This window comes from Sarcina ventriculi, assembly GCF_900456775.1.
Classification (GTDB): Bacteria; Bacillota; Clostridia; order Clostridiales; family Clostridiaceae; genus Sarcina; species Sarcina ventriculi.
Genome location: NZ_UAUL01000013.1, coordinates 25,271 through 51,480, shown reverse-complemented (window position 1 = coordinate 51,480; position 26,210 = coordinate 25,271). Strand labels below are relative to the sequence as shown.

General features: G+C 23.9%; 29 protein-coding genes and 1 pseudogene. 19 read left to right on the top strand and 11 right to left on the bottom strand.

What is annotated here, in order from left to right; genetic code table 11:
• Positions 1-59: 59 nt before the first annotated feature.
• The 5 genes and pseudogenes from DR020_RS12540 (at position 60) to DR020_RS11840 (ending at position 6,349) form a co-directional block, all read left to right on the top strand.
• Positions 60-290: a hypothetical protein gene (locus DR020_RS12540; protein WP_235865707.1), complete on the top strand. Its 231-nt coding sequence runs from the start codon at positions 60-62 to the stop codon at positions 288-290.
• A pseudogene (locus tag DR020_RS12535) lies at positions 281-751 on the top strand (S16 family serine protease); the annotation flags it as partial. The gene DR020_RS12540 and the pseudogene DR020_RS12535, both read left to right, overlap by 10 nt.
• A gap of 316 nt (positions 752-1,067) precedes the next feature.
• Positions 1,068-2,273: an MFS transporter gene (locus DR020_RS11850; RefSeq protein ID WP_235865706.1), complete on the top strand. Its 1,206-nt coding sequence runs from the start codon at positions 1,068-1,070 to the stop codon at positions 2,271-2,273.
• A 2,239-nt stretch (positions 2,274-4,512) separates the two neighbouring features.
• Positions 4,513-5,589 (top strand): hypothetical protein, encoded by a 1,077-nt coding sequence (locus tag DR020_RS11845; RefSeq protein ID WP_112366078.1) that lies wholly within the window; start codon positions 4,513-4,515, stop codon positions 5,587-5,589.
• Between the two features lie 37 nt (positions 5,590-5,626).
• The gene (locus DR020_RS11840; protein WP_112366077.1) at positions 5,627-6,349 is read left to right on the top strand and encodes a hypothetical protein; all 723 of its coding nucleotides are present in this window, start codon (positions 5,627-5,629) and stop codon (positions 6,347-6,349) included.
• Between the two features lie 143 nt (positions 6,350-6,492).
• Here the strand turns inward: DR020_RS11840 and DR020_RS11835 are convergent, their stop codons facing one another.
• The 4 genes from DR020_RS11835 to DR020_RS11825 form a co-directional block, all read right to left on the bottom strand.
• Entirely contained in the window at positions 6,493-7,200 is a 708-nt protein-coding gene (locus DR020_RS11835) for a CPBP family intramembrane glutamic endopeptidase (RefSeq protein ID WP_112366076.1), read from the bottom strand.
• Positions 7,201-7,223: 23 nt separating this feature from the next.
• A complete protein-coding gene (locus DR020_RS12315; RefSeq protein ID WP_160110483.1) occupies positions 7,224-7,397 on the bottom strand; it encodes a hypothetical protein in 174 nt (57 codons plus the stop codon).
• Between the two features lie 109 nt (positions 7,398-7,506).
• Positions 7,507-8,199, bottom strand: a complete 693-nt coding sequence (locus DR020_RS11830; protein WP_112366075.1) for a hypothetical protein — start codon at positions 8,197-8,199, stop codon at positions 7,507-7,509.
• 56 nt (positions 8,200-8,255) lie between these two features.
• Positions 8,256-8,516, bottom strand: coding sequence for a hypothetical protein (locus DR020_RS11825; RefSeq protein ID WP_112366074.1), 261 nt, complete (start codon positions 8,514-8,516; stop codon positions 8,256-8,258).
• Positions 8,517-9,089: 573 nt separating this feature from the next.
• On the opposite strand from DR020_RS11825, the gene DR020_RS11820 reads away from it, so the two are divergent.
• From DR020_RS11820 to DR020_RS11795, 6 genes are all read left to right on the top strand, one after another.
• Positions 9,090-9,413 carry a hypothetical protein gene (locus DR020_RS11820; protein ID WP_112366073.1) on the top strand — a complete coding sequence of 108 codons (324 nt, stop codon included), beginning with the start codon at positions 9,090-9,092 and terminating at the stop codon, positions 9,411-9,413.
• Between the two features lie 64 nt (positions 9,414-9,477).
• Positions 9,478-9,720 carry a hypothetical protein gene (locus DR020_RS11815; protein ID WP_112366072.1) on the top strand — a complete coding sequence of 81 codons (243 nt, stop codon included), beginning with the start codon at positions 9,478-9,480 and terminating at the stop codon, positions 9,718-9,720.
• Between the two features lie 48 nt (positions 9,721-9,768).
• Complete coding sequence (locus tag DR020_RS11810) at positions 9,769-10,113, top strand: aspartyl protease family protein (protein ID WP_265327750.1); 345 nt, start codon at positions 9,769-9,771, stop codon at positions 10,111-10,113.
• A 307-nt stretch (positions 10,114-10,420) separates the two neighbouring features.
• Positions 10,421-10,609 carry a hypothetical protein gene (locus tag DR020_RS11805; RefSeq protein WP_112366071.1) on the top strand — a complete coding sequence of 63 codons (189 nt, stop codon included), beginning with the start codon at positions 10,421-10,423 and terminating at the stop codon, positions 10,607-10,609.
• Positions 10,610-10,837: 228 nt separating this feature from the next.
• Positions 10,838-11,044, top strand: coding sequence for a hypothetical protein (locus DR020_RS11800; RefSeq protein WP_112366070.1), 207 nt, complete (start codon positions 10,838-10,840; stop codon positions 11,042-11,044).
• A 339-nt stretch (positions 11,045-11,383) separates the two neighbouring features.
• Complete coding sequence (locus tag DR020_RS11795) at positions 11,384-11,647, top strand: hypothetical protein (protein ID WP_112366069.1); 264 nt, start codon at positions 11,384-11,386, stop codon at positions 11,645-11,647.
• Positions 11,648-12,250: 603 nt separating this feature from the next.
• Here DR020_RS11795 and DR020_RS11790 read toward each other — a convergent pair.
• Both DR020_RS11790 and DR020_RS11785 read right to left on the bottom strand, forming a co-directional pair.
• Positions 12,251-13,027: a hypothetical protein gene (locus DR020_RS11790; protein WP_112366068.1), complete on the bottom strand. Its 777-nt coding sequence runs from the start codon at positions 13,025-13,027 to the stop codon at positions 12,251-12,253.
• A 67-nt stretch (positions 13,028-13,094) separates the two neighbouring features.
• On the bottom strand, positions 13,095-14,534 hold the full coding sequence (locus tag DR020_RS11785; RefSeq protein WP_160110482.1) for an SH3 domain-containing protein: 1,440 nt from the start codon (positions 14,532-14,534) through the stop codon (positions 13,095-13,097).
• Between the two features lie 537 nt (positions 14,535-15,071).
• On the opposite strand from DR020_RS11785, the gene DR020_RS12310 reads away from it, so the two are divergent.
• Both DR020_RS12310 and DR020_RS11780 read left to right on the top strand, forming a co-directional pair.
• Complete coding sequence (locus DR020_RS12310) at positions 15,072-15,224, top strand: hypothetical protein (protein ID WP_160110481.1); 153 nt, start codon at positions 15,072-15,074, stop codon at positions 15,222-15,224.
• A 236-nt stretch (positions 15,225-15,460) separates the two neighbouring features.
• Positions 15,461-16,765: a glycosyltransferase family 39 protein gene (locus DR020_RS11780; RefSeq protein WP_160110480.1), complete on the top strand. Its 1,305-nt coding sequence runs from the start codon at positions 15,461-15,463 to the stop codon at positions 16,763-16,765.
• 129 nt (positions 16,766-16,894) lie between these two features.
• Here DR020_RS11780 and DR020_RS11775 read toward each other — a convergent pair whose 3' ends face one another.
• On the bottom strand, positions 16,895-17,905 hold the full coding sequence (locus tag DR020_RS11775) for a hypothetical protein (RefSeq protein ID WP_112366065.1): 1,011 nt from the start codon (positions 17,903-17,905) through the stop codon (positions 16,895-16,897).
• Positions 17,906-18,283: 378 nt separating this feature from the next.
• Between DR020_RS11775 and DR020_RS12655 the strand changes: the two genes are divergently transcribed.
• The 4 genes from DR020_RS12655 to DR020_RS11760 all read left to right on the top strand — a co-directional run bounded on the left by DR020_RS12655 (position 18,284) and on the right by DR020_RS11760 (position 20,116).
• Positions 18,284-18,406: a hypothetical protein gene (locus DR020_RS12655; protein ID WP_265327749.1), complete on the top strand. Its 123-nt coding sequence runs from the start codon at positions 18,284-18,286 to the stop codon at positions 18,404-18,406.
• A 189-nt stretch (positions 18,407-18,595) separates the two neighbouring features.
• Positions 18,596-18,787: a hypothetical protein gene (locus DR020_RS11770; RefSeq protein ID WP_055260285.1), complete on the top strand. Its 192-nt coding sequence runs from the start codon at positions 18,596-18,598 to the stop codon at positions 18,785-18,787.
• A 226-nt stretch (positions 18,788-19,013) separates the two neighbouring features.
• Entirely contained in the window at positions 19,014-19,562 is a 549-nt protein-coding gene (locus DR020_RS11765; RefSeq protein ID WP_112366064.1) for a site-specific integrase, read from the top strand.
• Positions 19,563-19,705: 143 nt separating this feature from the next.
• The gene (locus DR020_RS11760) at positions 19,706-20,116 is read left to right on the top strand and encodes an HNH endonuclease signature motif containing protein (protein ID WP_112366063.1); all 411 of its coding nucleotides are present in this window, start codon (positions 19,706-19,708) and stop codon (positions 20,114-20,116) included.
• A gap of 2,502 nt (positions 20,117-22,618) precedes the next feature.
• On the opposite strand, the gene DR020_RS11755 is transcribed toward DR020_RS11760, so the two are convergent.
• From DR020_RS11755 to DR020_RS11740, 3 genes are all read right to left on the bottom strand, one after another.
• The gene (locus DR020_RS11755; protein WP_112366062.1) at positions 22,619-22,930 is read right to left on the bottom strand and encodes a hypothetical protein; all 312 of its coding nucleotides are present in this window, start codon (positions 22,928-22,930) and stop codon (positions 22,619-22,621) included.
• 286 nt (positions 22,931-23,216) lie between these two features.
• Entirely contained in the window at positions 23,217-23,396 is a 180-nt protein-coding gene (locus DR020_RS12745) for a tyrosine-type recombinase/integrase (RefSeq protein ID WP_408069140.1), read from the bottom strand.
• 222 nt (positions 23,397-23,618) lie between these two features.
• Positions 23,619-23,930, bottom strand: a complete 312-nt coding sequence (locus DR020_RS11740; RefSeq protein WP_112366059.1) for an HNH endonuclease — start codon at positions 23,928-23,930, stop codon at positions 23,619-23,621.
• A gap of 148 nt (positions 23,931-24,078) precedes the next feature.
• Between DR020_RS11740 and DR020_RS11735 the strand changes: the two genes are divergently transcribed.
• Complete coding sequence (locus DR020_RS11735; protein ID WP_055260241.1) at positions 24,079-24,327, top strand: DUF4160 domain-containing protein; 249 nt, start codon at positions 24,079-24,081, stop codon at positions 24,325-24,327.
• Positions 24,328-24,329: 2 nt separating this feature from the next.
• A complete protein-coding gene (locus DR020_RS11730; RefSeq protein WP_112366058.1) occupies positions 24,330-24,590 on the top strand; it encodes a DUF2442 domain-containing protein in 261 nt (86 codons plus the stop codon).
• Positions 24,591-25,054: 464 nt separating this feature from the next.
• Here the strand turns inward: DR020_RS11730 and DR020_RS11725 are convergent, their stop codons facing one another.
• Positions 25,055-26,209: a Fic family protein gene (locus DR020_RS11725; protein WP_112366057.1), complete on the bottom strand. Its 1,155-nt coding sequence runs from the start codon at positions 26,207-26,209 to the stop codon at positions 25,055-25,057.
• Position 26,210: the final 1 nt, after the last annotated feature.

Below are 26,210 nucleotides of genomic sequence, written 5' to 3'. Positions count from 1 at the left end.
TTATATTATTTCTATATAGATATTATTCATGTTATTTTACTGAAGACATAGAAAAGGCATTGCATGATACTTTAGAAGTAAATAGTATATTTAGACAGACATTAGGTGAAAAAGAAGTTATAAGGGCTACTAGGTCAGCAGAAACAGTATATAAAGACCAAAATAAAAATTATAAATACAAGAACGAAACTTTAATAAATCTTTTAGAAGTAACAGAAGAAGAACAAAAAGAGATGAAAACCATAATTTCTAAAGAAGAGTATAAGAGAAGAGAAAATATAAGAGAATAAAATCTTTATTATCAAAGTTTGTATCACCATATCCTCAACATATTATACTTTATGGACCTCCAGGGGTTGGAAAAACAACTGCAGCAAGAATTGCATTAGAAATGGCTAAAGAGTTTAAAGCAACACCTTTTGATGCAGATTCTAAATTTATAGAGGTTAATGGAACACCTCTAAGATGGGACCCAAGAGAAATAACTAATCCTCTTTTAGGTTCAGTTCATGATCCAATATATCAAGGAGGTAAGAAAGATTTAGCTGTAACTGGTGAAATATCATTAAGAGGTCATATAAAACCTGTTAGTGGAATATTTGAAAAAATTTATGGAGCAAGAAGAAAAGGAATAAAACTTGTAACTGTTCCAAAAGATAATGAGAAACAAATACCTACAGGACTTAAGGATATAGAAGTTAAAGCTATAAGCAATATTGAAGAATTAATACAAATAGCTTTAGAACAATAAATTTAAGACTATCTAAAAAAAATATTTTAGATAGTCTTTTTTAAATTAAGTATTATTAGGTATTGAAATAGTGAAAATATACATATAAATTTTATTATACTCTTTACAACAAACGTTTTTAAAAAGGCTTTTATAGTATAATAAGAAAAAAAAGTTAGGAAATTTAAGATAGAAGAATTTGTTTCTATTGAAAGATAGTAAATAAGACATATAGTATTTTTATTAGAAACAGGAAAGGTATATAATTAATTTATAATTTAATTTAAACGTTTAAATAATGATTATTATTAAATATATTTAGGGAAGTGTAATTTTTATGGAAATAAAAAAAAGCAATAGTAAATTAGCACCTATATTAATTTCATTACCTGCTATTGGTTTAGGACTTGCTTGGAATATGAATAGCACAGTAGTGCCTTTGTTGGTAGCACTTGTAACTAAATCATCTTTTTTATTAGGAATTTTGGTTGCTATGGCATCGGTTACAGGGATTTTTGCACCATACGTATCTGGAATTTTAAGTGATAGAGTAGGTAAGAGAAAACCATTTGTTTTGATAGGGTCTTTAGCAGGAGCTATTTTCTTGTTTTTATTGGGTTTTTCTTCTTTTTATTTTGAAATGTTTATTTTTGCATTTTTATTTTATTTATCAATGAATTTTTATCAAGGAGCTTATTATGCATGGGTGCCAGAAGCTGTTGAAAAAAATGAAATTGGACTTGCAACAGGATTTAGAAATGCTTTTAGTGGTATTGGTGGAATTATAGTATTTGGAATTGGCGTTATTTTATTTAATATGAATCCGGCGTTGCCTCTTATTGTGTCAGCTGTTGTAGTAATAGTAACTAATATAATAACAGTCGTTAATGTAAAAGAAGATAGTAGCCGTTTAGTAAAATCCACATCAAAATTGAGTTTTGATTTTATAAAGAATAAGTCTGCAATGAAAGTATTTATGACAGCATTCTTTTTATACTTATCTTGTGGATTTATAATGCCATATTGGATAAGATATTATGAAAAAATGAATGGATTTACAAGTAATGAAATTAGTACTGCATTGATTGGTATGACATTAATGAGTCTTATTTTTTCAATATTTATAGGAAAATTATGTGATAGATATAATAAACAATTAATTTTGTTTTTATCTTGTACAGTTTGGCTTATAGGATTTATTGTAGGGGCGTTTGTTATGAACATAAGTATGTTATGGGCATTTACATTAATTTATGGATTAGCTTCCGCTATGTTTAGTGTAGTGTTTTTTGCATTGATTCCAGCTGTTGCTCCTAAAGAGAGATTAGGTGAATATATGGGGATAAATAATGTATTTTTGTGCATACCACAAATTATAGGAAATCTTGTAGCTGGTGAATTGATAAGCAATAACGCATTTTTAATATTTCCTTGCTGTATTGTATTCATAATTATAGCAATGTTAATTTGTGTTATAGGTAAAATGAAACTCAATGATGATAGTAGTGTAATTGAATCTAAGCCAGACAAAAAAAATAACTAATATCTAACAGAGGGGGAGTTGTATATTATGAAATATTTAGTACTAGATGTTGGAGGAACAGCAATTAAACATGCTTTAATGATAGAGAAATTAGAAAAAAAATCATTTTAATTCCATCGGAAATATTTATGTTTGATTGTACAATTAAAGAAAATATAGTTTTAAATACAGATAATAAATGTGATATAAATAAATTATATTAATTATAACTCACTCTATAACAAAGATAGAAAATTAAAAGCAATAAATAAAGATATGTTAATAGTTTATGAGATAAGAAATTACATCAATAAAACTAAAGGTAAAGAAATATTAGTCTACTTAACAAATAAATTTAAATTAGAGTTATTAAAGTATTTACAAAAAGAAAAAAACTTATCTAAACTAACACCAACTAGCTTAGATAAGCACCTAAAAATGATTTATTCTATTAGTCGCAATAATAGAAAACAGAACATAATCTCATCAATTAAATTAGAAATTTAATATAAAATTTATAGCTTATGTATTACCCGTACATAGGCTATTTTTTTATGCAAAAAAGTGCATAAGAATTGAGTGTATTTCTTATGCATAGAAAAACTCACTCAAAGCATTGATATGACTGGGATAGATTAATGTTCGTGTTGTGTCATTTTTCCTTATATATATATATAAATAAATATATATTTATAAAATATATGTTTTTATTATAATAAAATAATATAAGTTTTTTTACCTGTGGAAAAGAAAATAGCTTTAGCTATCTTTCACAGGTTTTATTGTTATATTAAATTATTATATATCACTAAAATTTTAATTATGTAAATTATGTATTAGTTTAAACCTTTTCTACAAATATAAACAAAGGTATTATAACAAATATGCATAAAGATTGCAGTATTTTTCAACAAAATTGACGAGAAAATCAACACTATTATTTGCTTTTTATAAATGTTTTTAATAGATTTGTGCTAATAGATATCAATGTTTATCAGAAATTAAATATTATTATCCCCTCTTTATTATTTTTTAGAATTTTGTGAAAAGAAACCTACTGGAGCGACTTTTAAAAAGAATTCTTTTTCCTAGAGTTATACCCCCCTATATGTTTTTTATAATTCTGCATGATTCTAAATATATCCTCACGATTTTGTGACACTTTGGTATATGTTTTTATAATTTATTGGTTAAAGACAATATGAGTGATAAGGCTCGCTAATTTAAGCGAGTGTTTTTATTATCTGCTATTCTTTTTGATTAATAGCTATCGGTCATTTTTGGACAACAGCTTTATATAAAACACGCTCACTAATTTTGAGGAGCGTAAGAATAATAATAAATAAAATCTTTTTGTTTTCCACAGGTGTTATAAAAATAAAGTTAATAGGCAAGTAATAAATTTAGAACTTAGATATATTTACTTTAGAATGATAATATGTCAAAATAACAGTAGTTTATTTAACACTTTTAATTAATAGTCATTTAAACTATATATCATTTTATTTTGATATTTTTATATTAAATATTTTTAAAAATAGTTTAAATGATACTTTTATAAAATAGAAGACTAGCTCTAGAGTAGCTAGTTAGTTTATTTTTTTTGTATCTTAATTTTTGTTCTAATTTAATATTTATATTTATAATATAAAAAATTATAAAATTTTTTTTTGCTTTTTTTAACCAGTTGTTAAATTTTAACTATATAGCAATAAAGCCATTTGTAAGCATTTTTAGAAAAGTTGAGGTAATATAATAATAATTATATTACCTCAATTCGGCATGATATCTATATTCCAAAGAAATTTTATGTTGCATATCTTGAAAAAAAATGATAATATATAAGCAAGAAATTTAAACATTAGTTAGAATTAAATTCTAGTTTTTACAATATAAATTAATTAAGAATTTTAATTTAAGAAAATTTTATATAAATAAAAAAGTTCCATTAACCCGTTTATAAAATGCGTAGGAAACATTTTATAAATTAAGTTATAGATATGAAACGGATATCTATAAAGTTTGGATTAACGAAACTTTTAATTAACGCTATTAAATAAAACTAATCCTTAGTTTTAATATAGCTTAATTATACATTAATTATACTCTTATTTCAATAGATTTATTCTACTTTTTTAAAGTCTATTAAATATTTATAAAGTATAATTTGTAAAAAGGTTTCTAAGTTCTAATCTTTATAGTTATTTTATAGGGATTAGAACTTTTTTATTTATCCAAAAAGAGAAAGGTGGATAAGTAAATGAATAAAGAATTTTTAAGAATAGAAAAGGGATTTAGCGTAGATAAGGCAATAGAGTTAGGATTAGATATAAAAGATTTAGCTATTTTAAGAATGTTTGAGAATATTAGAAAATCAGGTAAAATGACTTACCATTTAGAAGGTGACATAAAATACTATTGGGCTAATTACTCAGCTTTTGAAAAAGAATTATCATTTTTTGGAATAGGTACAAAAACTATAGGTGCTAGATTTAAAAAGATGGAGAAGGTTGGATTAGTTATAAAGAAACTTATCAGAATAAAGAAAACCGATTTAAAAGAAAATGGTAGTGCTGGTACTTATAGTTGTATTGCTTTAGGTGAAAAATATTTTGAATTTGTTAATTATGTAAAGAATCATTTTGAATCTTTAAAACAACAATCTAATTCTTCTAATGACCTTTGCCAAAATGAAAGCATAGGGGTTGCTACCAAAAAGGAAAGGGGGCTATGCTCTCAAATGGGCAAACAAAAGAACAACAAACAAATAAATAAAACTATAACTAAAAAAGATACAAATACAACAACTACAAATAGCATACTAGATAAAATAAAGAAAACTGTTATAAAAGAGACTCCTGGAAATATAGCAGATGAGTTTGTTGTTGATAATAATACTTTAGAGTTATTAAAAGAAAATTTTAATGATGATCTTAATGCTTATAACAGAATTTTAGATTTGATAAAAATGCGTAAAATATCTTTTGAATACTTATTAGAAAAACTTAATATAGTTAAAAATATGTCTTGTAGAAACTTTGTTGGTGCTTTAATATCTGCTTTAAAAAATAATTGGGTAACAAAACAAACGTCTATATTAAACAATAATACAGTTATGTCTAAAAACAGCAATACTAAACAATCTACTTTTGCTAACTTTACTCAAAGACAATATGACTATGATAAGTTAGAAGCACAGCTTTTAGGTTGGGATACTTCTGATGATGATTATGAAATTGGTACTATTGAACCTGCTGTTGCTTGTACTACTGCTAACTTTACTCAAAAACAATATGATTGTGATAAGCTTGAAGAGCAACTTTTAGGCTGGAGTTAATAATGATTAGGAAATAAACTAAAAAGGAGGAAAAACTATGTCTAAGACAGATAAAATGAAAGATGAAGTTATAAGAGAACTTGATAAAGAAATTAATAATTTAAGAGAAAATGGAAATACAGAGGATAGTTTAATTTTAGAATTAGCAAAAACAGCTATTTGGCTGACTAAATGTGCTGAATATTATAAAAACAAAATAGCAATAACAAAAGATTTGGAGAAGAAAAATGAATATTTAGTTTTAGTAAGAACTTTTTATGATTTAAAACTAAAAATAGCCAAACTTTTATTAAAAACTGATAAAGTAACAATTGAATTTTTTAGACCTAAGATTAGGCATAAACTTAATAATTTAAAAATGTGTGAAATCCATCAGAACGAATTTGAAATGAGCAATGCTAAAGAATTAATTTCTTTTTTATATCATGAAAATAATTTTAGAGAAATTTACCACTGTGATAAGTGTGAATATGATTTAATTAGGAATTTTTATTGTTTATATTATTTAACTATTAAAGTTGGGGACATAAGTATAATACTTTATATTCCTCATGTACTTTTAAAAGATGAAAAAGAAGTAAATAAAAGTTTGAAAGTAATAAACTGGAAAAAGGGTACTGAAGGGGTAATTTTCAAGGATAAAAGTATATTTAAGGGTAGGGCAATCTTAAAAAATATATCTTTTTCTAAAAAACAGTTTGTTAATAGCTTTAAAGAGTTAAAGTTATTGTTAGATAATAAAACAAAAGAGAATCTATAAATAAATTAAAAAAAGAGAACATAAAAGTTCTCTAGTTTACTTATTTACTTATATTTTTGCATATACTCCAACATTGCTATGCTTACAAGATCTTTTTGGGTATAATTTTTATTGCTTTTACAAAATTCTTTAAATTTTATTATTTAAGATATAAAAGAATCTAGTAGTTTAGCTGTTTTACACTTATTTTTTATATAATAAATTTCATAAATTATTAAAACTCCAGAGCATAAAACCCAAGCATAAGTTCCATGAGAATTAATAATATAATGAATTATCATAGGTGGAATGATACTTGTACATTGAATTCTTATCATTAAGAGTATAGAACCTAGTAATAAAGCATATATAATTGCATTTATACCTAATAAAATATGAATTCCTGAAAATAATATTGAAGAAATTATAAATGCAAATATTTTATTTTTATACTTGGAATATAATAAATAAGGAATTATTCCTCTAAATAATAGTTCTTCTACCATAGGAGGTTGTAATAAATATAACCATGCTTTATGGTCTTTACTTAAAGCAATTGGGGACCTTAATGAAAAGCCAATTATCATTGATAATACTAGAAATATTGATAATATTAACACTTCATTATTAAGTTTAAGCCCTACTTTATTGAAATATAATTTTACATTAATATTAAATGTAATTGGAATAAATATAACATATATTATATAAGTTACTATTATTGCTGATATATAATATCCCATCATATAACTAGAATAGTCACTGGATATACAGCTCCATATGCTTCCTATACTATACATTATAATCCACCATGATATAAAAATAAGTAGAGAACATGTAAATTTATATTCTTTTATTTTTTTTAGAATCATTTGCAACTCCTTTAAATTTATTTTTAGTTAAGCATAAATGCATAATCACAAAGAGTTTTATTTCTATATTTTAAAGCTAGTAATATTAGTACAATTCCTATAGTTCCATCTTTTGTTTTTATATTATTAGGAATTATATCTTTTTTATAATTAGCTTCTATATCAAAAAAAACAAAAGGAGTATTAAGATTATACATATTAAGAATTTTGTTAATAAATTGAATATACTGCTCTTTAAAAAATTTATCTACTTTTTAGTTTATGTTCCTTTATATATTTTAAATTATCTTCATTAACAGTTATTTTTCAAATCTTTTCCTCCATATCAATATCATTTAAAGTTTTAATATTATTTAAGACTTTAATATCACTTTTTTTTATTAGCTTATTTTTAAAGCAAAATTCTTTTAATTTTTCACCTTCTAATGGTTGTTCTAAAATAAATTTATAAAATAATACTGAGTAAACTAATATATTGGATTTTAAAACTTCATCTAAATTGCTTAGTTTACTGTTTTCACCAAATGATAAAATTTTATTTTTCATGTTAATGAATAATTCTAAATCTAGTTCCTTAATTTCACCTATAATACATAAGTATAGTAATTTTTTATAACCAATAAGCTTATATCTATCATTTGTATTTATTTTTTTATTCTTTAATATGTTAATAGATTTAATTAGCTCTTTTTGTAAATATTCTTTTGCATCAGAATGATTATAAGAATTTGATATAATATCAGTATCTAATAGCATATTAATCAAGAAATCACGATTTGTCATATATTGATAAGTGGTATATATATCTCCAATTGTTGCACTTACAGTTAAGATAATGGAAATAATTATTGATATATATACCAAGATATTTTGATAATTATTAGAATAATTTAAATATAATAATATTAATGTAACTAGATAATTAGTTATTGGAGCTGAAAGTGATACAAGTAAAATTTTATTCCTAAAATTTATAAGATCATTTTCATTTTTTATCATATCGCATTTAATATAAGTGCACCCATCATATGAGGTTGAAGATGTTTTTTTTAAGGTTATGCTATATCTATTATTATATATATATTAATTTGTTTACAGCAAAAACCTTTAACTTCTATATTTAATATTCTTGCTGTAATAAAATGCATAAATTCATGAAAGAATATAAAAATATAGTATAGTATTACAGTGAAAATAGGTAAAAGTATTATTTGGGTTATTGGGGTATTATATTGTTTTGAAATACAATACCCAAGAATCCATATAAATAGTGTAGGTAATAGTATATTTAAGATGTATTTTATTCTACTATTCATATAATTCTCCTGTTATTTGGATAGTATATTTAAATCTCTTTTTATCTATTATTAAAGGAATTATAAATTTAATAATGTTTCTATTTTTCATTTAAGAAAAATTTCATCATATCATCAACTTCATTGAAAAGTTAAATTTTTCTATAGATAAACCCTCTATATTTAATTTTTCAGTTAAAATATCTTTGTTTACAAGGCTTTAATATTAAGCCATCTATCTATGTTAGTAGATTCATTTACAATATTAATTCAATGTTTACTTAATATGTTTAATCTTTCATTACTCGAAAATGAATAAATCAAATTTTTTTCATAGAACATTTCTTTTAAGGAATAATATAATTGTTCCATAATACATTCTTTTCTTAAATTAAATATTACAATAATATCAAATTTAAACTAATTATAACATAAAATTTAAAAAAAGTATATAAATAACAAAATATACATATATAAAGTATATTTTGTTAAAGATTTAATTTTTTGTTTATTGTTTAAATTTATTAACATACTTAGCTAATATAAATCCACCATGTTCACCATAATATATATTCCATCTAATGAGGATAAAAAATGATTAATGATTGGGTAGTAGCTATAGCTTTTCTAATACTAATATTGGTATTAGTAATTATAGCTATAATTATAGGATTTAAAACACCTCCATATCAGCCTACAAGACGTGAAAGGTATGAAAACTATATACATAGTTCAAAATGGCGTAGAAGGCGTGCTAGAGCGCTTATGCTTGGAAATTATCAATGTGCTAAATGTGGAGCTAAAAGAAATTTACATGTTCATCATCTTTCATATGATCATTTTACAAAAGAATTAGATTCAGAATTGCAAGTGCTATGTAGAAAATGCCACCAAGAAATTCATGGTAGGAAGTTTTAAATAGATTGAGTAGGTTTTCTAATAGTAATATAATTATAGTATATAAATATAGGAGGGAATTATTATGACATGGAATGAGGTAAGAAAATTATTTCCTAATCAATTTGTTAAATTAGAAATTTTAAAAAGTCATATGCAAGGAGATAAAAAAATTGTTGACGATATGGCTATTATAGAATCAGTCAATGATGATAATGCTACAAGAGAATTAGTGAATTGCAAAGATAATACAATAATATATCATACTAAAAATGATAGTATAGAACTTACAGTTAGAAGAAGAATAGAGCTTAGGAGAGTACTTTAAAATATGAATATTGAATTTAGAGACGGTTTATTATTTACTTCGATATAAATAACATACAATGGTGTAAGTAAGGTAATAGATAATATGGTGATAGATACAGGTTGTGCAAGGACTCTTATAGTTAGTGAAGTTGTTGAGGAAATAAATATAAGAGTAGAACCAGACGATGAATTAATTGTATGTCAAGGAATTGGAGGAACAGAGGTATCATTTGTTAAGCATATTGATCTTATAAAGCTAGAAAATATAGAATTTAAAAATAAAGATATAGACTTTTCTAATATAGATTATGAGGGAATTAATGGGTTAGTAGGTTTAGATTTATTGATTGAAGCAGGTATTATTATTGATTTAGATAAACTTAAAATGCATCCTAGAAATGAAAATAGATAATACGGTAAAATACCTAAGAAATATAAATTTAAAATGTATAATAAATGTAGATGCTGGAGTATTAGCCAGCATCTTTTTTTGGTAATCTAATGCAATACCAATAACAACACCTAAACATAAGCCTATTGGGATATTTTTAATGCAAATCCAAATACAGTTCCTACTATGGTAAATATGAGAAAATAATAACTATTATTCTTTTTTTCATAAAATTCCTCATTGTAAATTTTATATATTTTACTATCTACATTATAATCGTTAAATAAAGTGATTTTTTTCAAATAATATTAGAAAAGGAGTAAAAAGTATGGTAAAAAGATCAATAATAACTGTGAAATTTTCTCGAATAAAAGAGGAGGATATACAGCTATATTTAAAATTAAAAGAATTTGATAAACCTGGTTCAATAATCAAAGATATATTAAAAGGAAGATTAACATTATCAATATTACAAGAAGAACAAAAAAATAGGCATATTAAAAAAATATGCATTTAAACATAGACTTTTAGCATATACTTTAATGTATTCATATTTTACTCAAAATCCATAAGTTCCACCAAACTAATCTTTAAATAATTACAAAGTGTTTTTATTGTCTCTAATTTAACCTGTCTACTTATATTTTTATTATATTCTCCTTTTTTTAATATCTTTAACTAATTATATACATATAAAACAAATTACAAAAACAAACAAATATTCATATAATTTGGGGACGAGAAAATGAGAAATGGGAGTATAAAGAATATAGTGTTGAATAATTCTCAAATATTCAAATATAATAAGGAAATGTTATGCTTTTGTTGCAATACGTTACAAGATCACAAAGAAGATATACAAATTTTTAAAATAAACAATAGAGGTTATAGTTCTATCTTTGCTGGTGATGAAATGGAAATACAACTATGTTCTGAATGTGCAAAAAAGTAAAACAGGAATGGTTTGACGAAACACCAGAATATGATGAAGCTAATTTAGAAGTATACAAGCCGGAAAATAAGAGAATTTATAGACAACAATATCACAGTTATAGAAAACTTGAAATATATATAATTGTCCTAATCGTTCGCTGATACGTCCTAAAATAGACAGAAATGATTGGATTAAAACATAGATAGCTATTACTTTTATAAATAATATTAAAATATATTAATATTTAGTGTGAAAATTATAATAAAAACATAATATGTACATACATTAATAATTTAGGTATATAGTTCGATGAATTTAAGTACTTGTATAATACAAATACAGAAAGGAATAAATTATATGAGCGGTATAAAGATAATAACAGGCTTAGAAGATGTTTTAATAGCCTTTAAAAAAGGTTCTAACTACGGAGAAAATTACATTTTTGACATAGCTAAAACAGCTATATCAAGTACAAATAAAAAAACAGAATACATAAATACTGTAACAAGAAAAATTGTGGCTAATGATAAAATAGAAGATATAGATTTAGAACTAGAAATTTATAGTATTAATACTCAAGCTTTGGCAAGATTACAGTACAAGCTTATAAACTTAGTATAAAATGCCTTGGAGATAATGAAAATATGCAGTATTTTGTGATATAAGAATAATTACTATTAGGAGGTAATTTTGTGGAAAATTTTCATACTAGAGTTTATATGCCATAATAAAAGGATTTTTAATAAATATAGATAGATAATAAAACTTACATTTTAACAGGATTTATGTTATTATAGTTTAGCTAAAATCTTTTGTAATAGTACTAAACTTAGTAAAAACAGCAGTAGATTAATTTCTATTACTGCTTATTTTTTTCTTAAATTAAATAAATATATAGTATTAAAACTTTAAAATGTTAATACATTAATTATTAATGTTATTATACTTACTATTAACGCTGATAAACTGATTACTAAAACTTTCTTGTATTCTTTTTCCACTTAAATTTTCACCCCTCTTTTATAATTTTATATATTACATAAAATAAATATTTTTTTGTAAATTTTAGGAATTTATTATTTATATATAAGATTCTATTATAATATTTATGTGTTATTTTTTATAAGTATCAAATATGTTAAGTTTTGAAGATTAAAAAAAGCACAAGTAATAAATACTTGTACTTTTTCATGACTTAATATTATTGTATAGTTACATTTTTATTTAAACATTGCTATCTTCCACAGTTATACTTTGATTCAAGTATGTTGGGAAGAATAGCTCTTCATAGTTTGTTTTAGATGGAACATATATATATCCATCCAAGGCAGCATAGATTGTTATTTCTTTTGAGTTTAAGCTTACTGTTGCTTCATAACATTTTATATTATTTATTGTTTTATAAGTATTTAAATTTATTTTTATAGTTGGTACATTATTTAAATTTCCCTCATAATTATCATTTTTAGATAATTTATAATTGGGATTATTTGCAGTATAACCTTCAACATATTCTGCTACTATTTGATAAAGAGAATTATACTGTTCATTTTGGCTTAAATTTTCTAAATTATTATTAAATTCTGTACTTGTTGAACTTGAAGCGTCTTTAATAACACCTCCACTTTCTGAAACATAAATAGGCTCAGACATTAATTGTGAAAAATTATTATTTTCTCCTTCATATATTTTTGGTGTTGTATAGGCTGACCTTGTAGCATAGTTATAAACTTTATAATATGCTTCTCCATTTATAGTTACTGTATTATTTAGGTTTACTGTTATAGAGTTACTTGGCATACCTTCATCTCCAACAGCTTGTTCTAATTTATAATAAAGATTTGATTCTGCTGTTGAAAACAAAGGTTTATTTTCTTTTAAACTATTACCTGTATTCTCTGACACTGTATTTGCTTTTACTGTTGTATAACCGTAATAACCTACTCCACACACAACTATAACAGCTACAACTATTAGTACTATAAGTTTATTTTTACTCATTTCTTTAAATCCTTTCTAGGATATGTATACTTTAATTTTTATATTTTTAAATATATATTTAATTATTTTACATATAAGTATTAACCAAATAATAACATCTAGCTTTAGTTAAAATTGCTTCTTTACTTGCAGCAAGTGCAGCTGAACTACTACCTCCTGCATTTTTAATTTGGTTCACTGTTGACTCCATATTATCTAACCATTTATATTCATTTGATCTTAATTGTAATATTTGATTTTGTGTTAAAACTCCCTCTAGTGAATTTAAAATATTACCTAACATTGTATCCCAACATTTAATTTCTAGATTTGCTGTAGAAAGTAATTGCGCATCAGTTTCTGGCTTTGGTAATCCATTAATTTCTTGTTGTACTTCACCTAACTTAGATAAATACATCTGCTTTAATTGATTTATACTTTGTGAATTACTACTTGTAGATGTCGTTTTAGTTGATGGATTATCTATTGTTTTTGTTATATTACTTGTTTTACTATTAGGTGTTGAAGTTGATTGTGTATTCTTAACTGCTGGTTTATTAAAACTTATAAATTGTTTTCCTATATAACCAATTTCATTATTACCATATTCTATTTTATAACAATTATTAGTTTCTCCTAAAACAGTTACTTTAGCACCTGATTTTAAAGTTGTTTCAAGAGCTGTTTGATCACTTGCACCTTGATATACTCCTACAAGTCCATCTCCTATAGGTTCGTATACATATCCTGCTGTTGAATTTGATTGTGTGTTTTTAACTGTTTCCTTATTTTTATTTGCTTTACTATGAGATGAAGTAACTTTAATTGAACTATTTTTAGAATTAGAACTTGCTGTTCCTATTATTTTTGACTTATTATTAGAAGATGATGAAGTATTATTTATTGCGTTAGAATTTGTATTTGAGTTTGCTATTGCTATGTACTCTCCATAAATATATCCTGTTGTTCCATTATAACTAACTTTATACCAATCACCTTGTTTTCCAAGCAAAATTATTGATGTATTGTTTTTTAATTTCGCAAGAGTTGTTGAGTTCATTGTTGCTTCTTCCCTTAAATTAACCATAGTTGAAACATTTGTTGTATAGGCTGTTCCGCTTAATGAAGTTAAATTATCCTCAACCCCACTTACTATTTTTTGCATGTCTGATGATGAAATGTATCCTGTTGCTCCAGTTTCTTGAACTGTAACATTATAATAGCCATTACTGTAACTATTTATTGTTAACATTTCTCCAACAGATATATATGATTGTATATTTGAATTACTTGCTGATGTATAAAGAACTAAACTATCATTTCCATTTATAACACAAGCTTTATTACCACTATTATTTATTGTTCCCGCTAACACCGTTTTATTAATTCCGATAGTGTTATTTGAAATGCTAGCATTACTTGATAAGAACACCCCTCCAGCTCCTATTAAGGAAACTACTAAAATTCCAACTAACATTTTGTTTCTTGCTGAATACTCCAAGATTGACACGATTTTATTTCTTTTCATTTTGTTAACCCCCATTTAGTTAGTGAACATTGTTTTTCTATAATAAAAAATATATAAAACTGATAAATTTATAATTATAATATCTAAAAACTTAGAAAAATAATGCCCATCCATAAATTTATTTATATTATTTCTAATATCTGTTATGAATTATATTCCTAAAATTAGCCATAATCAAGATATATTTTACAAAATAACCATTTAATTATTTGAATTATAAACAATTTGGCCATAAAGATATTTAATGACCTTCTAATATAATATTAATTGATTGCAGGGGTTAAAAATAAGATTTTAAATAAGGTGATATTATTGATAGCAATACTAGTGCTCAAAGCTGTTAATTATAGTATTTACCTTTATAAGAGTATATATGATTCATTTATAACAAATTAATACTTTTTATAAAAATAAAGTATTTATTAGTGTTATAAAGAAAAATAAACTTTATATTAATAATTTGTAAATAAATTTACTAAACCAGCTGATATTGAAAATGTAGATAGCTATGGCATAGTTACAGCAAGTGTTTTAAATATGAGAGATAAGGCTTCATTAGATGAAAGCATTATAGGTAATTTAAAGAAAAATAATAAAGTAAAATTAGTTGTTAAAATAGGGACTTTATGGAATATATATTATAGAGAGCACGGTGGATTCGTATCATCTCAGTATATTCTATTCAAATAGTATATAAATATTGGTCTATATATCTATTTTAAAAATATCAAAATATGTAAATATTTTTATAATAAATATTTACATATTTTATATTTTTTAAATTTATTGTATAATTATATTGTAAAATAAATAATAAAGGATAAAGTTAAGTTTAATTAGTACACAAATTAGCATTAACAATTATTTTATTAATGCTAATTTTTATAAAAATAAGATGTTTAATGTATAAAAGGATAAAAATAGATATGGATAAAATAAAAAAATATATTAGTAGGGAAAAAAGCATATTTTATATTCTACTAATTGCATTCATTATAAGACTAGCTTGGATATTAATTGTTAGAACTGCACCAATATCAGACTTTCAGCTAATGTATGAAGCAGGTAAAAATGTCGCTAATGGAAACTATAGTTGTTTTTATGGTAATAATTATTTCTCCCGATTTCCACATGACACAATAACTGTTCTATATTATTCTTTATTTTTTAGAATAGTAAAAAATCCATTATTTCTAATAAAGTTTATGAATATTATATACCAAACATTCACTGTGTATATGATCTATAATATTTCTAAAATAACATACAATAAAAAAATTGCAAATATAAGTGCTATACTTATAACAATATTTTCACCTTTTATTATGTATTGTAGTGAAACCATGGCTGAAAATATGGCTATACCTTTATTTTTGGTTGGTGTGTATTTATTTATAAAATATATAGATAATGATAATATACTCACACTTATTTTTAGTACAGTATTTTTAGGGATAGGTAATTTTTTTAGACCTGTTGGAATAATATTCCTTATAGCCTTTATATTATATTACATTACAAAAAAAATTATATATTATAAGTCAAAAAATATATTGAAATATTTATATATATTTATAATAATCATAGGATTCTTAATGCCTAAAATTATTATAAGTAATTTATTGGTTACTAATAATATATTAGAAAAACAACTGTGGAATGGTGGAGAACCTGTTATCATGAATATATTAAAAGGTACTAATTTAGATAGTATTGATGCTTGGTCAGAAGAAGACTCTTTAATACCCGAAGAATCTAATCATAACAATGAATTAATGAAAGAAAAGGCTATCGAAAGAATTAAGAGTAGATTTACTAATAGTAATTTTATACAAATTATTCTATTTTACTTAAAAAAAATAGTTCTACAATGGGGTATAGGAGACTTTGGAGCATATGATTGGACAGTTGCCAAAGGAATATATTTAACTCCTAAAATAACTTTATTTCTTACTCCCATAGCATACACTATTAGTAGCATATACTATCTATATCTTATATCATTGTCAGTAATAGGATTAAAGAATATATCTAATAATAAAATAAATGATAAGGTATTATTTTATTATTTAATATTATTAGGATTTATAGGATTTTATTTGCTAACAGAAAGGCAACCTAGATACGCCTTTGTTTGCTCATGGATATTTGTGTTAACAGCTAGCAACGCTTTTTATAAATCTAACAAAAAGATATCTAAGAAAACATTAATTTCACCACAAAATATGTGAATTAAGTAATATATTTATAGAATATCAACATTATAATTAACAGTATCGAAAGCTGTTACTGACATTCTATAAAGGACAATATTTGGGCAAACCTAATTATTAAAATACATTGCCCATTTCCTCTATTATTTAACTATCCCAGCCTAAAAGTTGAGCTTCTAATTTATCATAATCATACTTTCTTTGTGTAAAGTTGACAGTAGTAGTAGAAGCAGTAGGTTCAATAATACCAATTTCATAATTATCATCATCAGAATCGTCCCAGCCTAAAAGTTGTGCTTCAAGTTTATCATAGTCATATTTTCTTTGAGTAAAGTTAGCAGTAGCAACCATAGACTTATTCTTTTTAAGATTGTAAGCACTATTATATTTAGCTTTTTTAGTCGCAATAAGCAGAGCCATTTTCTCTCTACCAGTTTCATAGAAAGCAATAGCGTCAGCAATAACAGCATTTAAATACTTATCTACATTCTTTCTTACAACATTAGTTCTATTTTCTAGTTTAGTTTTTAATCTTGCAATTATCTTTTTACTACGTCTACCTTGTTCTTTTAATTTAGAAATAGCAAGTTCAATTAATTCAGCTGGTTCAACTAAATCTTTATTATTTTCTTTTATCGCTTTTTCATAAGCTAAAGATTTTTTAACTTTATTATCAGCAACAGTTTCAGAAACTGTATTATCTATAATAGTAATAGTATTATTATTTATATTTAGTATTTCGGTATTTAAAGAATCATGTTCTACACTAGCTGTATCAATGTTTGTAGCGATTTTTTTATATGATACTTTTTGTGATACTTTTTGTGATACTTCATCTAAATTATTAGAATAATAAGTTACATTTCTATCAACAGAATAAACATTAATATTTCTATGTTTATGTACTATTACTAACTTATAATCAATTAATTTTTTTAATAATTTTCTAAAATAGATACAAGATATCTTATTATGGTATCTTATATACATTTTATATAAAGCTGTTAATTGTTTAGGGAATAATCCATTATTAAGAGTTGTATGTTTAATCATATAAGAATATATAGATTGTAATATTGATTGTGTTTTTTTATTATAAGATATATTTTCTATTACTTGTAATTCATTTTGTTTTAAGATTGTTTTATATATTGCCATGTTTAATACTCCTATCCGTCAATTAAAATGTTAAGAAAATTAAATACGGAGTAAATTAACATTTGACATTTTTAATTATTAACTTTATAATATAGATAAAAGTTAATGACTTTGTCATTTGTTAATAAATTGTTGTTGAAAAGAAGAACTTAAGATTGGTAGTCCGGGTTCTTTTTTTCTGTTCAATTTTCCGTAAAAACTAAATATATTATACCATTTTTTGCGAAAGAAAACAATTAATATCGTATTAATTTTTATATATTTCTATAAATATTAAATTTAGCTAAAAGAACTAGAGAAATTTAAATCTTTAGTTCTTTTTTTATTGGTTTCATTGTACTACATGTAGTACAATAATACATAAGGAGGTGGAAATAAGTGATTGATAAGATAATCAAAATAATAAAAGAACTTGATGAATTATTGGCACTAATCATCAAGCTCGTAATAAAAATAGCGATAATAGTCAGTATTATCATTGCGATAATAAAACTATTATAAGCAAACCATTAAGGGAGTGTTACACTCCCTGTTAAATATAATATTATATTAATCACTTAAAAAAGGCAATGAAAGAATTAGTTATTGTATCACTTAAATTAATTTTCAAAATAATATTATTAATAATAGTAATTTTTGTATCAATAAAAATTATAATGTTATTATTATCCTTATAGGAGGTTTTAAAAGATGAAAAAAATTACTACAAGAACAAAAATTAATAAACGCTGGCAAGAAAAGAATAAAGATTATTCTAATTATTTAAAGCATCGTTCTAGTGCTAGAGGGTTTATAAGAAATAAAGCTACTGAAGAAGATCTAAAAGAATTGGAACAATTAATAAAAGAAAGAAGAGCGGTATTAAATGTAGAAATTAAATAATTTAAATAAAAAGAGAATTAATAAATGATATTTCAAGATGGGAAAATAGTTTTTTAATTTAAGTGAAATTTTTTGAAATATTTTGATAGATCATAAGAAAAAACATATGAGATAATATGTATGTAAGAAAAATAAAATTCCTTTGGATTATGATGTGGATTACGAAGAATCTAGTTAAACTAGGTTCTTTTTTATTTATAAAAAAATAAAAAAGAGTGTGGTAACTATGAATTATGTAGAACCAATAAGGGATTCAGATAAGATAAGAGAGTTAGCAAATTACCTAAGAAATTATAGTGAAAGAAATTATATTATGTTTTTAATTGGAGTTAATAGTGGATTAAGAATAAGTGATATTTTAAGGCTTAGAGTTAGAGATGTTAAAGGAAAAGATTACATTTCACTAAGGGAAAAGAAAACCAAAAAACAAAGGATATTTCCTATTACCCCAATGTTAAAGAAAGAATTAAAAAAATATTATGAAGAAAAACATGAAGATGAATTTCTGATAAAATCTCAAAAAGGATATAACAATGCAATAAGTAGAGTTAGAGCATATAAGATTCTTAGCGAGGCTGGAAAAGTATTAGGACTTTATAACTTAGGAACTCATACTTTAAGAAAGATATTCGGTTATCAATTTTATACACAATATAAAGATGTTGTTACTTTACAAAAGATATTTAATCATTCAAGTCCTGCAATAACATTAAGATATATTGGAGTGGAACAAAATCATATTAATAATATGATAAAAGGTTTTAAAATCTATTAAAAGTAACATATTGAGCCTATGTTAAGTTTTATATTTTAAAACTGCTTCTAGCATGCATTATTATTATAGTTTGTGAGAGTTTTAGAAAAGTAACACAATTAGTATTATGTTATGTTTTTTTGAGTTAAAAATCAGGTGGAAAAATGAAAAAGTTTTGTAAATTATGTAATAGAAATCTTATAGATATTAAAGAAAGATACTGTAATAGCTGTAAGGCTAAGATAGGAATTAGGCATAGTATTTATAAGAAAGATAGAAAAGATACTAAGGAACAAAAGTTTTATAGTTCTAAGGAATGGTTAAGGGTAAGAGATATTATAAGAGGTTTAGATAATAATTTATGTCTTATGTGCTTAGATAAGAATGAATTAAATAACTCAGGTACAATACATCACATAGAAGAATTAAAAGAAAATTGGTCAAAAAGATTTGATAAAGATAATCTGATTTCTCTATGTGAAAGTTGTCATCAAAAAGTTCATAGAAAATATATAAGTAATAAAGAGGAAATACAACATGAATTAAAGGTATTGATTAAGAAGTATAGAGAATAGAGAGAAAGAAGATGATTAAAATGCCATTGATAATGGGTGGAGTTGCTGTGTGGTTAGTTGGCTGTATGGGAATAGCACATTATGGAGCAAAAATGGTTATGTATTTTTGTTAAGAATATTTATATATTTACTTGATTGGTATGACCAATTATGTTATATTAAATTTGTATTCAATATTTTTAAATTTTCCTTATATAACAATTAAATTTTTTCACTAAAATATAAATAAAGAACTAGATATTTAGTTCTTTATTTTTTTATTTTGGAATTGTTATAAAAAATAATGTAGGGGGTAGGTCTAAAAATTTAGGCTAATATTTGAAAAGTCGCGCCAGTAGGTTTCTTTTCGCAAATTTCCCAAAACTCATGAAACGGGGGGAAAAATAGTAACAGATAAAGCAAAATATTGATTATATCAAAGGCTTCATAAAGTTATGATTGGTTAAAATTACAAATAAAAACCTAGTAAAGTAATACTTATAGTAAAATTAATTATGGCAGCTATTAAGAGTAACCTCAAAATATTCTATTATCACAAAATGCTTATAACAAGCTATCTATTTAATATACTTTTGGATATCTCGCTAAAATTAGCTAATGTTGATATCAATATATTTTGAATATATACATAGGGGGATATGTTAAAAAACAAGTTTTTATATTAAAAGTAGCGCTAGTAAATTTCTTTCGTAAAATCTTAAAAAATACTGAAACGAGGATTAAATAATATCTAAATTCTAATAAATACCGATATTTATTAGCATAAATCTATTAAAAACATTTATAAAAACAATTAATAGTGTTGCTTTTCTCATCAATTTTATTAAAAAATACTGCAATCTTTATACATATTTATTATAATACATTTGTTTATATTTATAGAAAATGTATAAATTAATACATAGTTAAAATTTTAGTGATACATATTTAAATTGATGTATACAAAGTGATAATGTATAGTAAAAAAACTACATCTTTTTTGTTTATAACTTAAATAAATTAAAAATCAATTTTAATCTGTTTTAAACTTTATTCTAATATAAATAATTATTTAATTGAATTTAAAACCTCTCAAAAAGGTGTATACACGTTTATAATACTATTTAAATTTATGATATGCTGAAACTTTTATAAAAAATAGGGGAAATATTTTAGAAAAGATTTTAAAAAAATCTTATTATTGGAGTTATTTATGGATAATTTTGAGTTTATCTATTAAAAGCGATACTGTAAGTGATGCATCTAAAAAAGAAATATTAAAAATAATAATATATCTAAATATATATATCAACTGACGTTGATTTAGTAATAGAAAACAATAGTATACATGTACAAAAAGTACACCTGTTTTTAAATAGATTAAAATTAAACATAAGATAAAATAATAAAAACTATAAAATTAATCCTAATACTTTTAAAATCATTTCTAAGTGGTTTTTGTGTGAAGAGAATTAAATTTCATAAGTATATTAAAAACCTTCCTATGAAGCGTATACATCGTTTAAAATAAATATTAATAATAAAGATATTTATTATTTTCAATTCAAGAACTGAAAATAATAATACTTTTTCTTTTTCACAGGTATTAAAATAAAAGAGTTTGATGAATTATTCGCATCAATCATTAAACTCACAATAAAAATAGCGATAATAGTCAATATTATCATTTTTTAATCATAGAACTTATAATTTTAGAAATATAAATTTTCCCAATTTTATTATTGATAGTGAAAGGGGTTTATATTTAACATGGCTTGTAAAAAAGTACCTAATATGGTTTTGCCTCTTTAGAAAGCAGTTGAAGAATATTTATATAAAACCTTAAAAAGAGTTTAGAGTAAATAAAAAAGCTTTAGTTTGCACTAGGATTTTAAGGATTCCTGGCACTATTAATTCAAAAAGTGGCACAGAAGTTAAAATAATAGATTTTTACGAATATCTTTACGATTTAAGAGAGATACAGAAAAAATTTTGCCTAAATTAAATGAGAAGATAGTTAAAAAGTGCAGAAAAATTAAAAAGGTAGTCTTTACTACGCGAGCTACAGAATTTAATACAAAATTATGAGAGTTAAGAGAGGTAATATTATTTATGATAGTAAGTTTAATAATCCAAAACAGATAAAGTATTCATTAGTAGAAATAGAATGAGTATATTTTTATATGTTAAACATTCAATAGTTATTTTAATATTTTAAATAAATAATCTTTTAAATTAATCTTTATAAAGCATTAAAAGGTAAACAATTAATAGGGTTCAATGGACTTTTTAAGGAAGCAAGTACTGTATACAAAAAAGTAAACTTGATTCTTTTAATGTTTGTGATAAAATATAATTTATTAACATTATATACTATAAATAGGATTGAAATTTTTGTTCTAGGATAAATAATATGGATATTGAGTCTTTTTTAGATTCAGCAATTATTTTATATGATAAGAAAAAGTATTATGAAGCTCTTTGTCTTGCTTGCATTTCCGTAGATGCTTGTGCATCTAAATATTATTCACATATAAGTAAAAAAAATTCTGAACGATATAAATTATTTTTGAAAAATAATTTTTCTATTATATGCAAGTATGGATTTCCTGGTATTGAAGCAAGTAACATTCGTATAAAAGTTAATGTTCCGTCTATTGCTTGACACAGATACTTATTTTGTATATAGTTAAAATCTTCTATATCTAACTCATTTTCAACTACTGTTTCAATATTATTTCCTCCTGTATTATTTGCGGCATATACATTGGTTGTATTAAATACTAGCACTATGGTAGAAATTGATAAAGCTAATGCTATACAAATTTTTTTCATAATAATCCCCAATTATAATTTTATGATATAATATTCTAGAAATATGTTTTTATAACAATATTATACTATAATTCACTATAATGGAGGTATGTTTTTTTGAGCTTTTTAAACATTTTTTTACTTTTTATTCTTATATTAGATTGTATTAGTAATATATTCAATATTATTAAAAAAAATAAAATGTTTTGCTACTCACCATTTAATATTATAATAAAAAAATATATTAATAATAGTAAGGAAATTATAAAACAAACTATTATTATTTATTTTTATCCCCTTTTTGTGATCAAATGATATGAATATGTTCCCTTAGAGCCTTCTCTACTGTTTCCCTATTTAACGAGATATAATCTTGGGTAGTTTTAACGCTACCATGTTGTAGTAGCTCCTTAACTAAAACTATGTCATAGTTATTATTAACGTACATTTGCGTGGCAAAATACTTCCTAAAGCTATGTGTGCTTATTCTATCAAGTTAAATAATCAGCCACTATCTTTAACTGCTTTTGAATAGCTCTATCACTTATAGGAAATATCTTAACTGTTTCTTTTATGTTATTTTCATAACAGTATAGTCGAATATAATTATAAATTTCTATTGATACAGTAAAGGCTCTCTTTTTACCCGTTTTTTGCTCTGTAATATCGAGCCTGTATCCATCCCCATCTTTAATAATATTATTTAATCTTAAAATTTCCTACCATGTACTTTTTGATGGCAACTATGACATAAAACCATTAATTCATAATCCAACTCATCACCTAAATGCTGATAACTAAGATGGTGAACCTGAAGTTTGTTCCTAGCTCCACATTTAGCACACTTATAATTGCCTAACATAAGCGCCCTAGCACGTCTTCTACGCCATTTTGAACTATGTATATAGTTTTCATACTTTTCACATTTTGTCGGTTGATATGGAGGTGCTTTAAGTCCTATAATTACTAATACCAATATTACCATTAGAAAAGCTATAGCTACTACCCAATCATTAATCATTTTTTATCCTCATTTTTCTATGTTTTTTCGTTAGTTTATGCTCTTCTAATATTTTTATACAAACATATACAAAATATCAATATTCACTTACACTACTAAAAAAGGTTATAATAAAGTATCAAATTTAATAATAAACGAGGTGAATTTTATGCCAGTTATAAGTAGATTCTTTGGAATAGTAATAAAAATGTACCCTAATGACCATTTGCCACCTCATTTTCATGCGATATATGGTGAATATGTTGGTGTTATAGACATTAATACTTTGGACATGATTGAAGGTGATTTATCTAATAGAGCATTAAAATTAGTTAAGGAATGGGCTAGTAAGCATCAGCAAAGTTTAATGAATATGTGGAATACCAAAGAATTTATAAAATTGGAGGGATTAGAATAGTTATGAGCAACTTCATTAGTAATAAAATAAAAGAAATAAAAATTGATAGTGATGACTATTTACTTATTGTACTTTTTGCTAATGGAATAACTAAAATTGTTGATTTTAAAGAAAAGCTTAAAGATGACATGTATTCAGATTTAAAAAACAAAGTATTATTTGCACAAGCTAAAGTAGATGCAGGAGGGTATGGGGTTAGTTGGAACGACGATATTGATATAAGTGAATATGAACTTTGGAATATAGGAACTTTAAAAAACTAATAAAAAAAAGAAGATTTTCTTTTACCTTTAAGAAGATCTTCTCTACATACTTCCTCGTTGTATTCCAGTAGTAATTCCCTATCCTGTAGTTATACTTGTTTATAGTAAAAAAATTCCTGTGGCTTATAAAATTGTTTTTATATAGCTGGATATACTCCCAACTTACCCTTTTTTCTTAACCCAATTATATAATTCAAGCTCTTTTTTATTATCCCTAAATGTAACATTAAATCTTTTCTGTTCTTTTGCCATATATCCTCCTATTAACACATATTTTATAATAATTATATCCTATTATATGTTAATTATTTCCTGTAGCAAAATAAACTTTTATTACTTAACCCCATTATATCACCTAAAATATACACATAGCAATATTACTTGTTTACAACCTAAAAAATATATAATTTATAGTATGCAAAAAGTAGTATATAAAAATTTTATATTAGTTTATTTCATAGCCACTATCTTAAAATTCTAATCAAATCATAAAAATAATATTTCTTGTTTCTCATAGTATCATCAGCATATATAATATCAGCATCAACTAATTTGTTTAAATAATTTCTTAATGTAGTTTGTGCTATATCGACTCTACCTATAAGATGTTTAGTTGTGAATATAGGCATTTCAAATATACAATCTATTATATCTATGATTTTATTGTTTTTTACTAATGCTTTACTTTGTTCTATTGTTTTATCATATAATTCATCTATATTATTTATTTTCTCTATAGCTTTGTTACATTCTTCCTCACAAGCACTTAAAAAGAACTTTATCCATTCAGTATAATTTTTTTTAGCTACTTGAAGCTTTTTTGAATCAATCTCTTTTGTATCATAATCGAATCTATTTAATCCTTCTACGATAACTCTAGTATTATTCAATAATTTATAATATTTAAATTTATCTTTTTCTAAGCTTTCACTTACAAAAAGCATTGGTCTATTTATCTTCCCAACACTATATAAATATAATGGTATTAATATTCTTCCTATCCTTCCATTGCCATCTAAAAATGGATGTATTGTTTCAAACTGAGCATGAATAATAGCTATTTTTATTAGTTCATTTAGCCCATCATCATAATTTATATATTTCTCTAAATTAGATAAATACTTTTCAACTAATTGAGGTTCGGGAGGGACATAACTTGCACTTTCTATAGTACATCCAGGCTTACCTACAAAATTTTGAATACTTCTAAATTCCCCAGGAGATTTTGATGCTCCTCTTACACCATTACTCATCAATACTTCATGCAATTCTTTAATTAACCTAGTGCTTATTGGTAATCTACTAAGTTTATCTGCTCCGCTTAATAAAGCATTTAAATAATTTAATACTTCTTTAGTATCATTATTACCTTTATTTTCATCCAATTTACTTTCAAACATATCATCCATGGTTGCTTGAGTTCCTTCTATTCTAGAAGATTCTAACGCCTCTTTAGTTGAAAATAGACTTACCAATAAATCTGAATTCACTTTAGAATGATTAATTTTTTCTGAATATGAGGCTAATTTTTCATTAGCACTTATTGTACAATCAAATAATGCTTCCTTATCAATCAATCTTAAATCTAAAGGTAATTCAAATGGTTCATATGCTCTCATA

Coding starts and splice junctions, on each gene's coding strand:
- DR020_RS11850 (WP_235865706.1), top strand. CDS start 1,068: ATGGAAATAAAAAAAAGCAATAGTAAATTAGCACCTATATTAATTTCA.
- DR020_RS11845 (WP_112366078.1), top strand. CDS start 4,513: ATGAATAAAGAATTTTTAAGAATAGAAAAGGGATTTAGCGTAGATAAG.
- DR020_RS11840 (WP_112366077.1), top strand. CDS start 5,627: ATGTCTAAGACAGATAAAATGAAAGATGAAGTTATAAGAGAACTTGAT.
- DR020_RS11835 (WP_112366076.1), bottom strand. CDS start 7,200: ATGATTCTAAAAAAAATAAAAGAATATAAATTTACATGTTCTCTACTT.
- DR020_RS12315 (WP_160110483.1), bottom strand. CDS start 7,397: ATGTATAATCTTAATACTCCTTTTGTTTTTTTTGATATAGAAGCTAAT.
- DR020_RS11830 (WP_112366075.1), bottom strand. CDS start 8,199: ATGATAAAAAATGAAAATGATCTTATAAATTTTAGGAATAAAATTTTA.
- DR020_RS11825 (WP_112366074.1), bottom strand. CDS start 8,516: ATGAATAGTAGAATAAAATACATCTTAAATATACTATTACCTACACTA.
- DR020_RS11820 (WP_112366073.1), top strand. CDS start 9,090: ATGATTAATGATTGGGTAGTAGCTATAGCTTTTCTAATACTAATATTG.
- DR020_RS11815 (WP_112366072.1), top strand. CDS start 9,478: ATGACATGGAATGAGGTAAGAAAATTATTTCCTAATCAATTTGTTAAA.
- DR020_RS11805 (WP_112366071.1), top strand. CDS start 10,421: ATGGTAAAAAGATCAATAATAACTGTGAAATTTTCTCGAATAAAAGAG.
- DR020_RS11800 (WP_112366070.1), top strand. CDS start 10,838: ATGAGAAATGGGAGTATAAAGAATATAGTGTTGAATAATTCTCAAATA.
- DR020_RS11795 (WP_112366069.1), top strand. CDS start 11,384: ATGAGCGGTATAAAGATAATAACAGGCTTAGAAGATGTTTTAATAGCC.
- DR020_RS11790 (WP_112366068.1), bottom strand. CDS start 13,027: ATGAGTAAAAATAAACTTATAGTACTAATAGTTGTAGCTGTTATAGTT.
- DR020_RS11785 (WP_160110482.1), bottom strand. CDS start 14,534: ATGAAAAGAAATAAAATCGTGTCAATCTTGGAGTATTCAGCAAGAAAC.
- DR020_RS12310 (WP_160110481.1), top strand. CDS start 15,072: ATGAGAGATAAGGCTTCATTAGATGAAAGCATTATAGGTAATTTAAAG.
- DR020_RS11780 (WP_160110480.1), top strand. CDS start 15,461: ATGGATAAAATAAAAAAATATATTAGTAGGGAAAAAAGCATATTTTAT.
- DR020_RS11775 (WP_112366065.1), bottom strand. CDS start 17,905: ATGGCAATATATAAAACAATCTTAAAACAAAATGAATTACAAGTAATA.
- DR020_RS11770 (WP_055260285.1), top strand. CDS start 18,596: ATGAAAAAAATTACTACAAGAACAAAAATTAATAAACGCTGGCAAGAA.
- DR020_RS11765 (WP_112366064.1), top strand. CDS start 19,014: ATGAATTATGTAGAACCAATAAGGGATTCAGATAAGATAAGAGAGTTA.
- DR020_RS11760 (WP_112366063.1), top strand. CDS start 19,706: ATGAAAAAGTTTTGTAAATTATGTAATAGAAATCTTATAGATATTAAA.
- DR020_RS11755 (WP_112366062.1), bottom strand. CDS start 22,930: ATGAAAAAAATTTGTATAGCATTAGCTTTATCAATTTCTACCATAGTG.
- DR020_RS11740 (WP_112366059.1), bottom strand. CDS start 23,930: ATGATTAATGATTGGGTAGTAGCTATAGCTTTTCTAATGGTAATATTG.
- DR020_RS11735 (WP_055260241.1), top strand. CDS start 24,079: ATGCCAGTTATAAGTAGATTCTTTGGAATAGTAATAAAAATGTACCCT.
- DR020_RS11730 (WP_112366058.1), top strand. CDS start 24,330: ATGAGCAACTTCATTAGTAATAAAATAAAAGAAATAAAAATTGATAGT.
- DR020_RS11725 (WP_112366057.1), bottom strand. CDS start 26,209: ATGAGAGCATATGAACCATTTGAATTACCTTTAGATTTAAGATTGATT.